Genomic DNA, 13,203 nt, shown 5'->3' with positions numbered 1-13,203 from the left:
GCCATGTCCTTATGCCTGCACCAGTGGGCCTGGGTTTTTCAGGTAGTGTTCGCGAATCGCTTTAGCTGACCAGTAGGTCAGCGCCGCCACCATGCCGGTCGGGTTGTAGCCCAGTCCCTGCGGGAAAGCCGATGCGCCCGGTACAAACACATTCGGCACATCCCAGCTTTGCAGATAACGGTTAACCGCACTGGTTTTTGGATCGTCGCCCATGATCGCCCCGCCACTGATGTGGGTAGTCTGATAAACCGTGGAGTCGAAATGGGTGCCAGGCTTTTTCGCGCCGCCGATGATCATCTTCGGATTCATCGCTTCCGCGATATTGCGCATCTTGCCGACCATGAACTGCGCCATTTTGATGTCGTTCTCCTGCCAGTCAAAGGTCATGCGCAGCAGCGGCTGTCCATAGGCATCTTTGTAGTTGGGATCGAGATCAAGGTAGTTGGCGCGATAAGACTGGTGGGCGCCGTGCGCATCCATCGACAGATGATGGGTGTAGGTATCCGCCACCGCCGCTTTCCATTTGCTGCCCCAGTTGGGCGTACCCGCCGGCACCGGCAGGCCGGAGATCGGTTTGGTGCCCGCCTGGTTAACCCAGAATGGTGAACCACCAACAAAGCCCAGCGGCCCGTGGTCGAAGTTATCCGCGTTGAAATCATCAACCGCAACGCCTGCGCCACCCGCACCGATAAACGGATTAGTGGTGGTGTTCTTATCAAACAGCGCCTTCAGCGTAGAGAGGTTCTGATAGGCGAAGTTGCGACCTACGGTCCCTTCGTTGGTAATCGGGTTGTAGGGTTTGCCGATGCCCGACAGCAGCATCAGGTGAACATTGTGGAACTGGAAGGCGGAGAGGATCACCAGGTCAGCGGGCTGAATCTGCTCGCGGCCCTGCCCATCCACATAGGTCACGCCGGTCGCACGCGTTTTGTCATCGCTGAGATTGACCCGCAGCACATAAGAGTTATTGCGCAGCTCAAACTTCGGCTCCTGACGCAGCGCAGGCAGGATATTGACGTTAGGCGACGCCTTGGAATACATGTAGCAGGCGTAGCCGCTGCAATAACCGCAGAAGTTGCACGGCCCCATCTGTGCGCCGTAGGTGTTGGTATACGGACCCGAGGTATTGGCGGACGGCAGATCGTAAGGGTGATAGCCGACCGACTCTGCCGCCTGAGCAAACAGCTGCGCCGAGTAAGTGCGCTTCTGCGCGGGCAGCGGGAAGTTATCTGAGCGATCGGGTGCAAACGGGTTGCCGCCTGTATCTTTGCCGACCACTTTGCCTTTGATACTCCAGGCGCTGCCTGAGGTGCCAAAAACCTTTTCCGCTTTGTCGAAGAACGGCTCCAGCTCATCGTAGCTGACGCCAAAATCCTGAATCGTCATGCCTTCCGGAATGAAGTTCTTGCCGTAGCGCTCTTCGTAATGGCTGCGCATCCGCAACTCAACCGGATCGACACGGAAATGGACGCCGGACCAGTGAAGACCCGCGCCACCGGTGCCGGTGCCGGGCAGAAACGCCGCCAGCTGACGATAGGGCACTGCGGTCTGCGACGCATCATGACGAATGGTCACGGTGCTTTTGGAGAGATCCTGGAAAAGCTTTTTGCGGACGTTATAGGTCAGCTCATCAATGGACTGCGGATAGGAGCCATCGGGATAGGTATCACGATGCGGTCCGCGCTCCAGCGCCAGCACGTTCAGGCCCGCTTCGGTCAGCTCTTTCGCCATAATGGCACCCGCCCAGCCGAAGCCGACAATCACCGCATCCACTTTTTTCATTTCGTTTGCCATGCTTAGCTTCTCTCCCCGCGAATCGACACTGACGGGAACGGATAACGTTCGCCGCGCTCTACCCAGTCCATAAAGTCGGCGCGTGCGCCAGGGAAGTTAATCAGCTTCCAGCCGACCATGCCCTGATTCCCGCCGTGTATAGGATCGCTGAAGAAGCCTTCACGGGTATTCTGCAACAGGAAACTAAAGAAAACTTTTGCCGGCAGCTGGCTGAATTCAGCACTGCCATTTTCCATCGCCTGCAGTAAGGCATCCTGCTGCTCGCCACTGAGCTGGGCGAACACCTTGCCGTGCTGCTTTTTGCTGTAATTATCGGCATCGGCCAGACCGAGGCGGTAGATCTGCTGTGGCACCAGCGGCAGCTGATAGCCCAGCTCTTTCGGCAGGTCGGGGTTAAACGGCCCCTGCATATACCAGTTCGACCCCGTGGCATACGGCGTATTCATCTGACGATCGATAAACTCAGGCACGCCCGCTTCCAGCGCACCAGGCCCGCGTTCATCGCTGGGGATAAGTCGTGCCACGGCGGCGGTAATAAAAGCAAACTCTTCGGCGGTGAACCAGTTCGGCTGGTAGTCGCGCGCCTGCTGTGGCGTGGCCGGGGTTTCAGCCGCCTGTGTGGCCAGCGGCAGGGAGAGTGCACCCATCGCTGTGGAACCTACCGCCATTGCAGGCGCCAGGGTGATTGTCTTCAGCAAAAAATCCCTGCGTGAATGACCCTTTTTTTGTTCTGACATGACATTGCCTCATTCCCGCGCTGACCGGCGGTATGAAAAAAATAGGTGGTTGCGTTGTAATGGTTTTTATCAGCAGATACAGGCCAGGAGCCTGTTTGTTACCGGTAACAAACAACCTATTGTAACACTGCCATTCACAAAGATTTAGTTCCAGGAAACAAAACCGCACAATTTCATTAACATCTATCCCCCTCCTGTCATTAGCAGAAACAACAGACTACAGACAGCGACCCGTCAAAAACGTTATAACAGGCAACACACAACAGCGGAGTGCCTATGTTTAAGTCTTTTTTTCCGCGGCCAGCGCTGTTTTTCAGCTCTGCGGCTGTCTGGAGCTTAGTAGCGATTTTTGCCTGGTTCGGCTTTGCCGCGCATCTGCCCGGCATCTGGCCCACCTTTGAAACAGCAATGAAACAGCCCCTGCCGACGACGGCAGCGCGTTTTATCGCCGTGAGTCAGCTCTGGTTCTACCTCTATTACTGGATCATGGTAGCCATTTTTGCCGGGGCCTGGCGGTTGATTGATGCGCATCCATGGCAACGCTGGTCAGTCTGGGGCTCCGCGCTGATCATCTTTGTGACCTGGTTTGGCGTGCAGGTCGGAGTGGCCATTAACGCCTGGTATGGACCGTTTTATGATCTGATTCAGAAAGCGTTAACCAAAGCGGGATCGGTGCAGATTGCGGAGTTTTACCATGAGGTTTTCTCTTTTCTCGGCATCGCATTAATCGCGGTGGTGATTGGCGTACTCAACTCCTTCTTTATCAGCCACTGGGTTTTCCGCTGGCGTAGCGCCATGAATAACTACTACATGCACAACTGGCAGCGTCTGCGTCATGTCGAAGGTGCCGCACAGCGTGTGCAGGAAGACACCATGCGGTTTGCGACCACGCTGGAAAACTGGGGTGTCAGTTTTATTCAGGCGATTATGACGCTGGTGGCGTTTTTACCGGTGCTGGTCGCGCTCTCCCATCACGTGAAAGATATTCCCATCCTCGGCAATATTCCTTACGCACTGGTAATTGCCGCTGTGCTCTGGTCAGTGTTTGGTACTGGCTTGCTGGCGCTGGTAGGGATCAAGCTGCCGGGGCTGGAGTTCCGCAATCAGCGGGTTGAAGCCGCCTACCGTAAAGAGCTGGTCTACGGCGAAGACAATGCCGATCGCGCCACACCGCAGACGGTTCAGGAGTTGTTCAGTCGGGTGCGGGTCAACTACTTCCGTCTCTACTTTCACTATCTCTACTTCAACATCACCCGCATTCTCTATCTGCAGGTTGATAACGTGTTTGGTCTGTTTCTGCTGTTTCCATCCATTGTGGCGGGCACCATCACGCTGGGCTTACTCAACCAGATCACCAACGTGTTTGATCAGGTGCGCGGCTCGTTCCAGTATCTGATCGCCTCCTGGTCGACGCTGATCGAACTGATGTCGATCTATAAGCGTCTGCGCAGCTTTGAGCAGATTCTGGATGATGTTCCGCACGATGAGATGATGCGCGAAGCGTCGGAAGAGGTGTAACTACTTAAGTATGGCGGCACAGGTCGATTTCCACCCCACTCTCCTCAGCCACGGATCATCCCGCAAAGAACCTGCAGGACTCCTGTAACAGCAGAGATGTGCTGCTCCTGGCCCGCAAAAGCGGGCTTTTTTAATGCTTAAATCAGCCGTCATGCGTGTTCTCTGGCTTGAATTTATAAGCTGTAGCTTATAATCTGTACCCTGTATGACGGAATATATACAAGAAAGTATGTCATGTGGACCGTACTCCTGAGCCCGCGCTTTGAAAGCTGGCTAAGTGAGCAGGAAGAAGCCCTGCAGGAAAAAATGTTAGCGGATCTGGGAAAGTTAAAAGTATACGGCCCTGATTTGCCTCGCCCTTATGCTGATACTCTCAAGGGCTCGCAGTACAGGAATATGAAAGAACTCCGCGTACAGTTTTCAGGAAAGCCAATTCGGGCATTTTATGCATTTGACCCTGTCCGCCAGGCTATTGTGTTATGTGCCGGAGATAAGAGTCATGACAAACGTTTTTATATCCGAATGATACGCATCGCTGACGATGAATTTTCAGCCTGGCTGGCTGAACAGGAGAAGGGAAATAATTAATGAGAACCCTGGATGATGTTATCGCCGACTTCTCCCCTGAGAGTCACGCGCGAATCAAAAAAATGTCTGATGAAATGATTCTGGAAGTCGGGCTTCAGATGATTCGCGAAGAGCTTCAGTTATCACAAAAGACGCTCGCCGAGGCCATGGGCGTGCGTCAGCCTGCCGTTGCTCAGATTGAGCAACGCGGAAATGAGATTAAGGTTGCCACGCTGAAACGCTATGTCGAAGCAATGGGCGGAAAACTCAGTCTTGATGTGGAACTTCCGACCGGAAAAAGAGTGGCCTTTCGCATCTGAACCCTCAAAACGGCGAAAGCGATTCTGTTTAAATAAAAAAGCCACTCGTCAGAGTGGCTTTCTCGTTTACAAAGACCGGATGTAAAACAGCTTCAACACAGCAGTGTCAGGGACGTCACGCCTTACAGTGCAATACGCATCACGCTGTCAGGATTTTTTGGCGGCGCCTTACGCGAGCCAGGCTGCTTCACGCTGACATAAAGCACCTTGCCGTCTGCCGAGAGTGCCAGACTGTTAGGCAGCGCCGGGGTTTTCACCGTGCGCTTCACCTTATAGCTGCTGGCGTCGATGATGCTGACTTCACCCGCTTTGCGATGGGTGACATAAAGCTCATCGCGATCACCATTAAACAGCACCGCCAGCGATTCCGGCACATCAATCCGCTGAATCACCTGCTGATTACGCAGATCAACCACCAGCACCTGCGCCTGCTTTGAATCTGTCAGGAAGGCGCGCTGACCGCGCGTATCCAGCGCGATGTTCAGGAAGAAGTGCTCTTTATCTCCGTCAATCTTCTGCTTTTTCTCAATGGCATTGGTGCGCGCATTGATCGTCACCAGTTCGCCATCACCGTTGGTGACGTAGACCTTCTGCGCGTCTGAATCTACCGCCAGGCCGGTGCCCATTTTACCGGTATTCGGGATGGTACTGACAAGCTTCAGCGTGCTGCCATCCACCACCCAGACCACGCTTTGCGGTCCCAGCCCGGTGATATAAACCCGGTTAGTTTTAGCATCAACCGCCACCTGACGCGGCTGCAATGGGCGCACTGTCTCACTGCGCTTACGGCTATCCAGCACCAGCGTGTTGAGCACTTTGCCGCTGCTGGCGTCAATGGCCGTAACCGAGCCGTTAACCGTGTTACCGATGTAGAGCACGTTGGTTTGCGGGTTGATCGCCGCGCCGAACGATTTCAGCGCCGTGTTGATCGACTGCTGTACCGCCAGCGTAGCCGGGTCGAGACGGAAAACTGTGCCGCCGTCACCGCTGCTGTTCTGCGCTGTCGCCACGAACAGCGCGTTATCTTTCGGGCTGACTGCCAGTTCATAGACGCCTTTACCCACAGCCTGATTGAGATCTTCAGCCTGCACCGCCAGCCATCCTGAGGCAGAGAACAGGGCCGTAGCCAGTAACAGCGGACGCAGGGTCCGGCACGTATTGGTAATCGCTTTCATAACTTCTCCATAGTTAATCCACTGCAGACGCAGTGAAAAGAAAGCCCGACATTGCAACCAGAAACAGCTGACCAGCAGTCAGATGCAGAATTGTTTTTGAGAATAATAATTATTTCGGGGGGAAAGGGACAGGATTATTAGCGGATAAACGCCGCCAGGACGCCCAAAGGCGTCCTGTCAGCACAAGAGGGTAAAACTTAATTTATTTCAGCAGCTCAGCGGTCATGTGAACGCCGTTGTTGGTGTAAGCTTCAGTGATTTTATATGAAGCACCAGCTTCCTGAGCCTGCGCAGCGATTTTCGCTTCAGCACCATCCAGCGTAGAGTCGATGGCGGTCACGGATTGGGCGAAGCTGGCGAATGGCAGAACAGAAAGCGCGATAACAGCTGCAAAAGTTTTGATAGATTTCATGGTCAATTCCTCGGTTAATTTTTATCAGGTAAGGCGTGCTGCCTTGTTGATAGATATATTAGTCCGGAAGTTGATCAGTAAAAAGCGGAGGGTTTTGCTTAACTCGTTCAGTAAAATTGATGATAAAAAGCACATTTCGCACAGTTATCACTCAAAAGGTTAATAATCTACCCCCATAAAAAAAGGCAGCATATATTGCTGCCCTTGAGGATTTAACCGTGATGTCGTACCCGGGTGAAGATGGTCAGCGCGGCCAGCAGCATCAGCACTCCGCTGGCAACGAACACACCGCCTGCGCCGCGCAGGTCAAACATCCAGCCGCCCGCCGCCGCGCCGACAGTAATCGCCAGTTGGATGGTGGCAACCAGTAAACCGCCGCCTGACTCCGCATCATCCGGCACCGCGCGCGAAATCCAGGTTGACCAGCCGGTTGGCATCGAACCAAACGCCATACCCCAGATCGCCACGCCTGCACCTACCATCCAGCTGACATCGCCAAAGCTCACCAGCAGCAGCGCGGTGACACTCATCAACAGCGCCATGCCACTCAGGGTCAGTGATACGCTGCGGGTGACCAGGAAACCGGCCAGCGAGGTGCCAAAGAAGTTCGCCACACCAAAGGCCAGCAGCACCAGCGACAGCTGATTGAGGTTGAGCTGCGCAACGCTTTCCAGAAATGGACGCAGATAGGTAAAGAAGGCGAAGTGACCGGTAAACATCATGATTACCGCCAGCATTCCCCAGCGCATCACACCAATACGCAGCAGCGCCAGCACCCCGCCGTTGCGGGCTTTGTTCTCTGCCGGCATGGCGGGCAGGGTAAAGAACTGCCACAGCAGCGCCACCGCACCCAGTCCGGCAGTCAGCATAAAGATGTTGCGCCAGCCCACCAGTCCGCCGAGATAGCTGCCCAGTGGCGTAGCGATAATCGTCGCCAGCGAGATACCGCTGAAGACGATAGAGAGCGCACGCGGCACCTGATCGGTGGGAACCAGGCGCATGGTGATGGCGGTTGAGAGTGTCCAGAAGCCGCCAATGGCCATACCCAGCAGCACCCGCGCCAGCAGGATCACCGTCAGGTCAGCCGCAAACGCCACCATCAGTGCCGAAGCGATCAGCAACAGCGAAAACACCAGCATGACGATGCGGCGGTCGATGCGCCGCGTGACGCTGCCGGTGACCAGACTGGTAAACAGCGCCACCAGCGCGGTGATGGTGACGGTCTGTCCCGCCTGGCCTTCGGATACGCCCAGGCTGTGAGCCATCGGCGTCAGCAGACTCACGGGTAAAAATTCGGCGGTGATGAGGCTGAACACCCCAAATGCCATAGCAAATACCGCGCCCCACGCGGGACGGGTCGGCGAGGAAACCTCATCAGCCACTTCGGTTGTCAGACTCATGCTGCTTCTCCGGAAGATAAAAAAGTGAGTGTGAGCATAGAACGCCGTGTCAGGACGATCTATGATGCTTACACCTTCATTTTTGATAATTCGTCTGGAATCACATGAGCCACTATGGAGATCTGACCAGCGAGCTGCTGATGGGGATGCGCCTCTATGGCGTGAACTATCAGCGTATCGCAGTGAGCGCGCCGTTCGGGCTGCGTTATGAGCACGCGCCGGGCCGGGCGCAGTTCCACTTTGTCGGACGCGGCTCACTGATGGTGCGCAGCGCCTCCGGCGAGGTGTTTCAGCTCAACAGCGGCGATGCGCTGCTGGTGCCGCACGGCAAACCCCACAGCCTGATCTCCAGTGAGGAGGCGAGCTGCCAGTGTATTAAGAACATGGCGAGCAAGCCGCTCTGCGACAGCGTCTGCGCCATTGCAGCACCGGAAGATGCCTGTGATGACGAGCACAGTGTGCTGTTGTTCAGCGCCTGCATGGCGTTTGAGCTCGGCGGCATGCAGCCGCTGATCAATACCATGCCCGATGTGATGCTGGTGAGTACTCTGCTGTCGCAATACCCGGAGATTCAGCCGATTCTGGCGGCGATGGAGCGGGAGTCGCTCACCCGCCAGGCGGGATTCGCCGGGATTCTGTCGCGTCTGGCAGACGTGGTTGCCGCGCTGATTGTGCGCGGCTGGGTAGAAAACGGCTGCGGCGAGCGCAGTGGGCTGGTGCAGGCGATGCGCGATCCACGTCTGAGTCAGGCGATTGCTGCGATGCATCGGGAGCCAGGCGAAAACTGGACGGTGGCGCGGCTGGCCAGCGTGGCAGGCTGTTCGCGCTCAGTGTTTGCCGGACGGTTTCTCAATGCCACCGGCATGACGCCGCTGCGCTATCTGACGGAGTTGCGGATGCGGCTGGCGGTGCAGCGGATTGTGAACAACGGTGAAGCGGTGGAAGCCGTGGCTTATCATCTCGGCTACGGCTCGATTGCGGCATTCAGTCGCGCCTTTAAACGGATTGTCGGTCAGTCACCAGGCGCACTGCGTGCCGGACGCGACGGCACGCAGGCGCTGGCCTCTTAACCGGGCCGCTTAATCTCTTCTCTTAACGAAAGACGCTGATCGCTTCGACCAGACGGTTAGCCTGATGAGTCATGCGGCCTGAAGCCTCGGCGCTTTCTGTCACGCGGGCGGCGTTCTGGTGGGTAATATCATCAAGATCTTCCACCGCTGAACTGACTTCGCTGAGCGCGGTCGCCTGTTCGGCCGTGGCGGCGCTGATCTGGGCGATCAGTGCGGTGACATTCTGCACCTGCGACACGATATCCTGCATCGTGCGGCCTGCCGCGCTGGCGTGCTCATTGCCCGAGTTGACCCGGCTGGCGCTGGTTTCAACCAGCATTTTGATTTCGCTCGCGGCTTTGGCGCTGCGCTGCGCCAGGCTGCGCACTTCTCCGGCGACCACCGCAAAGCCTTTGCCCTGCTCACCGGCCCGCGCCGCTTCCACGGCGGCGTTCAGTGCCAGGATATTGGTCTGGAAGGCAATCCCGTCGATAACGCTGGTAATATTGGCAATCCGCTTTGAACTGTCAGCAATTTCGCCCATCATGCCCATCATTTCGGTCATCACCTCACCGCCTTTGCTGGCAGCGTGGCTGGTGCCGGCTGAGAGGGTATTCGCCTCATGTGCAGTTTCAGTGTTGCTCTTCACCGTGGCGGTCATTTCGTTCATGGTGGCCGCAGTCTGCTGCACGTTGGCAGCCGCCTGTTCGGTACGGCGGCTGAGTTCGTTATTGCTGCGGGCGATGGCGTCGCTGGCGCTCAGCACGTTGATCGCCTGGCCGCTGACATCATCCACCAGCCAGCGGAACATCAATCCGAGCTGACCGATGGCGCGCAGCGTCACACCCACCTCATCAACGCGGTCCATCTGCTCCACTTTATGGCTGGCACCGGTTGCCACGCTCAGCGCCTGTTTGCACATCCGCTCAATAGGGCGTGAAATCTGCTGCTCCAGCCACAGGCTGCAGAGCAGAAGCAGCGCAACCATTCCCGCGGTAAAGCCTGCCAGTGCCGTGGGCATCATGCCCAGCGCCCAGACGCCTGCCACCGAGAGGGGCAGTAACGTCAGCAGCGTTGTGCGGATCCGCCAGCGAAGGGGCAGCGTCTTCAGGATTGAGGCGGGACGACGCCAGCCGCTGCGAACCAGCAGGCCTTTGTGAAAACGTCGCCCTCTGGCGCGGCCTTCACGAAAATCCTGATAGAGCACCTCAGTCTGACGCACTTCCTCTGCCGTGGGTTTGGTGCGCACCGACATGTAGCCCTGCACTTTACCGTCGCGTACTACCGGAATGGCGTTGGCCCGCACCCAGTAGTGATCGCCATTTTTACGGCGGTTCTTGACCAGTGCCGTCCAGGGTTCACCCTGTTTCAGCGTCGCCCACATGTCGGCAAACGCTTCTGATGGCATATCGGGGTGACGCACCATGTTATGCGGCTGGCCGTTGATCTCGTCGGCGGTGAAGCCGCTCGCCTCAATAAACGCGTCGTTAGCGTAGGTGATGTGGCTGTTAAGATCGGTGGTCGACATCAGTGTCGCATTATCGTCGAACAGATATTCACGCTGAGAGACAGGCTGGTTGTTACGCATCAAAAGTCCTTGGAGACCCGACGTCCTGCACGCGACGGTCTGAGTGTCGGCATGAAAACTGTGGGCTGAGAGATAACGATTACCTTTTTTTATGTTTTCGGCATGCTTCTGCCTACTCTTTAGCGTTTAAGTTAAATTAGTGGCAATAATAAAGCCGCTTTGTAGCGGCTTTCACATTTTTGGTTGATTATCCATCCGTTAGCCGGACTGGAGAATTCCGGCAGCGGGTCAGCTGAGGTCGACATTACGGGTGCCAAACCACCAGGTGAGCAGGAATCCGCCGATCCAGGCCACCATCAGCCCGGCCAGATAGACCGCCATGCCAGCGAAGATCCCCTGGCTGGAGGTCATCAGTGGCAGCGTGACCAGGCCGGAGGGTCCGAATACCGTGTTCATCCCGACCGGCAAACCCAGCCACGCCACCAGCCCGATAAAGAACCCGCCCAGCGCACCACCGCCGCAGGCGGTGATAAAGGGCTTGAGGCGCGGCAAAGTGACGCCGTAGATCAGCGGTTCACCGACGCCAAGCAGCCCCGGCACGATAGCGCCTTTGATCTGCGCCCGCAGCAGCGCCCCTTTTTCTGCTTTGCACCACAACGCCAGTGATGCGCCGACCTGGCCTGCTCCCGCCATCGCCAGAATCGGGAAGAGCGAGTTAAACCCCTGGGTTTCCATCAGCGCAAAGTAAACCGGAATAAAGCCCTGATGGATGCCGAACATCACCGCGATCAGGAACAGTCCGGCCAGCAGCGCACAGCCAAAGGGATTGTTATTGAGATGGATAAACAGCCACGACATCCCTTTAAACAGTTCGCCGCCCAGCGGCATGATCAACAGATAGGTGATGGCGCCAGTGATCACCAGCGTAAACAACGAGGTGAGGATCATATCGAGATTGTCGGGAATGATTTTACGCAGCTGTTTTTCAATCCAGGCCCCGATAATCGCCGCCATCAGCACGCCAATAATGTTGCCGCGCGGGTCGATCGCCAGGCCAAAGAAGTTTTCCATGCCGCTGTAGTAGCCGGTGGTAGCCGTGGGCACATAGCCGAGCACAAACAGCGAGGCGATGATTGCACCATTGACGCCGCTGCCGCCAAACGCTTTTTGCGCGTTGTAGCCAATCAGGATGCTGAGAAAAGTGAATAGCCCTTTACCGAAGACTTTCATGTACGCCACGGTATGCAGCAGCCAGGGTGCGTGGTCACCGGGTGCAGTGAGGTGGAGACTCTGTTCAATCAGCGTGGCAAATCCCAACAGCAGCCCCGCGCCGATAAAGCCCGGAATCAGCGGAGTGAAGATGGTGGCGAAGCGCGACAGGAACTGATGCACGCCGCTGGTCTGTTTCGCCTTTAGCTGCTGCTTCTGCTGCTGCGCCAGCACGCGAAGTTCCGCTGTTTCGCCCTGCGGTGCCAGCGCGGTATCACCCTGAGCCAGCAGGTTCTGCATCCCCTCGGCGGCGGTTTGCGCCTTGCCAGGCCCCAGCACAATCTGCAACTGTGCCTCGCTGTCGATAACGCCTAAGACACCCGGCAGGCTTTTTAACCGTGCCAGATCACTCTCTCCCGGCTGATTGAGCGTCAGGCGGAGCCGCGTCATGCAGTGACCACAGGCCGCGATATTTTGCGCGCCACCGACCGCCTGCAGGATGTCGCGCAACAGTGCCTCGGTGATTCTGGCCATTAGCGTGCTCCCGCTGCCTGTAAAGCCTGACGGATAAAGCCCTGATGCTGACTGAGCAGCGCTTTCGCCTCATCGGCAGCCAGGTCAGCCAGCACCATCAGAATGGCGGTTTTGCAGTGTCCGCCACAGGCGGTGAGCGCGGCGCTGGCCGTCGCCTCATCACAGTCAGTGGCCTGCATGACGATGTTAACCTGACGCTGTACCAGTTTCTGATTGGTGGCTTCCACATCGACCATCAGGTTGCCGTACACTTTTCCGCTGCGGATCATCGACCCGGTAGTGAGCATGTTGAGTACCAGTTTTTGCGCCGTGCCCGCTTTCATACGGGAAGACCCGGTGACCACTTCGGGGCCGACCACCGGCGTGAGCGCAATCGCGGCAACCTGCGACATGGCGCTGCCTGGATTACAGGTGAGCGATACAGTGGTTGCGCCAAGTTCGTTCGCGTATGCCAGCGCGCCCAGTACGTAGGGTGTGCGACCGCTGGCGGCGATGCCAACCAGCACATCGTGGCGGCTGAAGTGGATATCTTTCAGATCCTGCGCGCCCTGCTCCCGGTTGTCTTCCGCGTTTTCTACCGCCTGGAGTATGGCGGTATGGCCTCCTGCAATCAGGCCGATCACCTGCTCGCGGGGTGTGCCAAAGGTAGGTGGGCACTCGCTGGCATCCAGTATGCCAAGTCGACCGGAGGTGCCTGCGCCGCAATAGATCAGTCGTCCACCGGCCTGGAATGCGGCGCAGATGGCGTCAACGGCGGCGGCAATCTGCGGCACGATGGCCTCTACCGCCAGCGCCACCTTTTTATCTTCATCATTGATGACGCGAAGCATCGCTTCGGTGGAAAGTTCGTCAATATTCTGGCTGGCCGGGTTGCGGCCTTCGGTGATCATCTGGCTGAGGTCGAGTTTCATGGCGGGCTCCGCAAAGGAATAAATTATTCAAATTACTAACTATCATAAC

The 13,203-nt window shown here is 56.8% G+C and carries 12 protein-coding genes; 4 read left to right on the top strand and 8 right to left on the bottom strand.

The features are described 5' to 3' along the window. Positions 1-9: 9 nt before the first annotated feature. Positions 10-1,794 carry a GMC family oxidoreductase gene (locus tag ACO6VX_RS15100; RefSeq protein WP_010252112.1) on the bottom strand — a complete coding sequence of 595 codons (1,785 nt, stop codon included), beginning with the start codon at positions 1,792-1,794 and terminating at the stop codon, positions 10-12. A 2-nt stretch (positions 1,795-1,796) separates the two neighbouring features. Beyond that, positions 1,797-2,531 (bottom strand): gluconate 2-dehydrogenase subunit 3 family protein, encoded by a 735-nt coding sequence (locus ACO6VX_RS15095; protein WP_010672043.1) that lies wholly within the window; start codon positions 2,529-2,531, stop codon positions 1,797-1,799. A 276-nt stretch (positions 2,532-2,807) separates the two neighbouring features. Here ACO6VX_RS15095 and sbmA point away from each other — a divergent pair, with 276 nt between their 5' ends. The 3 genes from sbmA to ACO6VX_RS15080 all read left to right on the top strand — a co-directional run bounded on the left by sbmA (position 2,808) and on the right by ACO6VX_RS15080 (position 4,936). After that, positions 2,808-4,049, top strand: a complete 1,242-nt coding sequence (gene sbmA / locus ACO6VX_RS15090) for a peptide antibiotic transporter SbmA (protein ID WP_010672044.1) — start codon at positions 2,808-2,810, stop codon at positions 4,047-4,049. Between the two features lie 234 nt (positions 4,050-4,283). Then, complete coding sequence (locus ACO6VX_RS15085; RefSeq protein WP_010672045.1) at positions 4,284-4,637, top strand: type II toxin-antitoxin system RelE/ParE family toxin; 354 nt, start codon at positions 4,284-4,286, stop codon at positions 4,635-4,637. Beyond that, positions 4,637-4,936 carry a helix-turn-helix domain-containing protein gene (locus ACO6VX_RS15080; RefSeq protein ID WP_346461653.1) on the top strand — a complete coding sequence of 100 codons (300 nt, stop codon included), beginning with the start codon at positions 4,637-4,639 and terminating at the stop codon, positions 4,934-4,936. Before ACO6VX_RS15085 ends, ACO6VX_RS15080 begins: the two co-directional genes overlap by 1 nt. A gap of 122 nt (positions 4,937-5,058) precedes the next feature. Here the strand turns inward: ACO6VX_RS15080 and ACO6VX_RS15075 are convergent, their stop codons facing one another. The 3 genes from ACO6VX_RS15075 to ACO6VX_RS15065 form a co-directional block, all read right to left on the bottom strand. Continuing rightward, positions 5,059-6,111: a YncE family protein gene (locus ACO6VX_RS15075; RefSeq protein WP_060681537.1), complete on the bottom strand. Its 1,053-nt coding sequence runs from the start codon at positions 6,109-6,111 to the stop codon at positions 5,059-5,061. A 202-nt stretch (positions 6,112-6,313) separates the two neighbouring features. Then, complete coding sequence (locus ACO6VX_RS15070; protein WP_009092571.1) at positions 6,314-6,523, bottom strand: DUF1471 domain-containing protein; 210 nt, start codon at positions 6,521-6,523, stop codon at positions 6,314-6,316. Between the two features lie 212 nt (positions 6,524-6,735). Continuing rightward, positions 6,736-7,923, bottom strand: coding sequence for an MFS transporter (locus ACO6VX_RS15065; RefSeq protein ID WP_010252123.1), 1,188 nt, complete (start codon positions 7,921-7,923; stop codon positions 6,736-6,738). A gap of 104 nt (positions 7,924-8,027) precedes the next feature. Here ACO6VX_RS15065 and ACO6VX_RS15060 point away from each other — a divergent pair, with 104 nt between their 5' ends. Further along, positions 8,028-8,993, top strand: coding sequence for an AraC family transcriptional regulator (locus ACO6VX_RS15060; RefSeq protein ID WP_010252125.1), 966 nt, complete (start codon positions 8,028-8,030; stop codon positions 8,991-8,993). A gap of 22 nt (positions 8,994-9,015) precedes the next feature. On the opposite strand, the gene ACO6VX_RS15055 is transcribed toward ACO6VX_RS15060, so the two are convergent. From ACO6VX_RS15055 to murQ, 3 genes are all read right to left on the bottom strand, one after another. Continuing rightward, complete coding sequence (locus ACO6VX_RS15055) at positions 9,016-10,560, bottom strand: methyl-accepting chemotaxis protein (protein WP_060681534.1); 1,545 nt, start codon at positions 10,558-10,560, stop codon at positions 9,016-9,018. A gap of 228 nt (positions 10,561-10,788) precedes the next feature. Continuing rightward, a complete protein-coding gene (gene murP / locus ACO6VX_RS15050) occupies positions 10,789-12,243 on the bottom strand; it encodes a PTS N-acetylmuramic acid transporter subunit IIBC (protein WP_060681533.1) in 1,455 nt (484 codons plus the stop codon). Then, entirely contained in the window at positions 12,243-13,154 is a 912-nt protein-coding gene (gene murQ / locus ACO6VX_RS15045) for an N-acetylmuramic acid 6-phosphate etherase (RefSeq protein ID WP_010252133.1), read from the bottom strand. Before murQ ends, murP begins: the two co-directional genes overlap by 1 nt. Between the last annotated feature and the right edge of the window lie 49 nt (positions 13,155-13,203).

Origin of the sequence: Pantoea sp. BJFS-204 (assembly GCF_049310725.1) — a bacterium.
GTDB classification, from domain to species: domain Bacteria; phylum Pseudomonadota; class Gammaproteobacteria; order Enterobacterales; family Enterobacteriaceae; genus Pantoea; species Pantoea agglomerans.
This window is presented reverse-complemented; position numbering and strand designations above follow the sequence as displayed.

What these genes read in the sequence shown, in the direction of transcription:
- ACO6VX_RS15055 (WP_060681534.1), bottom strand. Translation starts at nt 10,560, where the DNA reads ATGCGTAACAACCAGCCTGTCTCTCAGCGTGAATATCTGTTCGACGAT.
- ACO6VX_RS15085 (WP_010672045.1), top strand. Translation starts at nt 4,284, where the DNA reads ATGTGGACCGTACTCCTGAGCCCGCGCTTTGAAAGCTGGCTAAGTGAG.
- ACO6VX_RS15075 (WP_060681537.1), bottom strand. Translation starts at nt 6,111, where the DNA reads ATGAAAGCGATTACCAATACGTGCCGGACCCTGCGTCCGCTGTTACTG.
- sbmA (WP_010672044.1), top strand. Translation starts at nt 2,808, where the DNA reads ATGTTTAAGTCTTTTTTTCCGCGGCCAGCGCTGTTTTTCAGCTCTGCG.
- ACO6VX_RS15060 (WP_010252125.1), top strand. Translation starts at nt 8,028, where the DNA reads ATGAGCCACTATGGAGATCTGACCAGCGAGCTGCTGATGGGGATGCGC.
- ACO6VX_RS15100 (WP_010252112.1), bottom strand. Translation starts at nt 1,794, where the DNA reads ATGGCAAACGAAATGAAAAAAGTGGATGCGGTGATTGTCGGCTTCGGC.
- murQ (WP_010252133.1), bottom strand. Translation starts at nt 13,154, where the DNA reads ATGAAACTCGACCTCAGCCAGATGATCACCGAAGGCCGCAACCCGGCC.
- ACO6VX_RS15080 (WP_346461653.1), top strand. Translation starts at nt 4,637, where the DNA reads ATGAGAACCCTGGATGATGTTATCGCCGACTTCTCCCCTGAGAGTCAC.
- ACO6VX_RS15095 (WP_010672043.1), bottom strand. Translation starts at nt 2,531, where the DNA reads ATGTCAGAACAAAAAAAGGGTCATTCACGCAGGGATTTTTTGCTGAAG.
- ACO6VX_RS15070 (WP_009092571.1), bottom strand. Translation starts at nt 6,523, where the DNA reads ATGAAATCTATCAAAACTTTTGCAGCTGTTATCGCGCTTTCTGTTCTG.
- ACO6VX_RS15065 (WP_010252123.1), bottom strand. Translation starts at nt 7,923, where the DNA reads ATGAGTCTGACAACCGAAGTGGCTGATGAGGTTTCCTCGCCGACCCGT.
- murP (WP_060681533.1), bottom strand. Translation starts at nt 12,243, where the DNA reads ATGGCCAGAATCACCGAGGCACTGTTGCGCGACATCCTGCAGGCGGTC.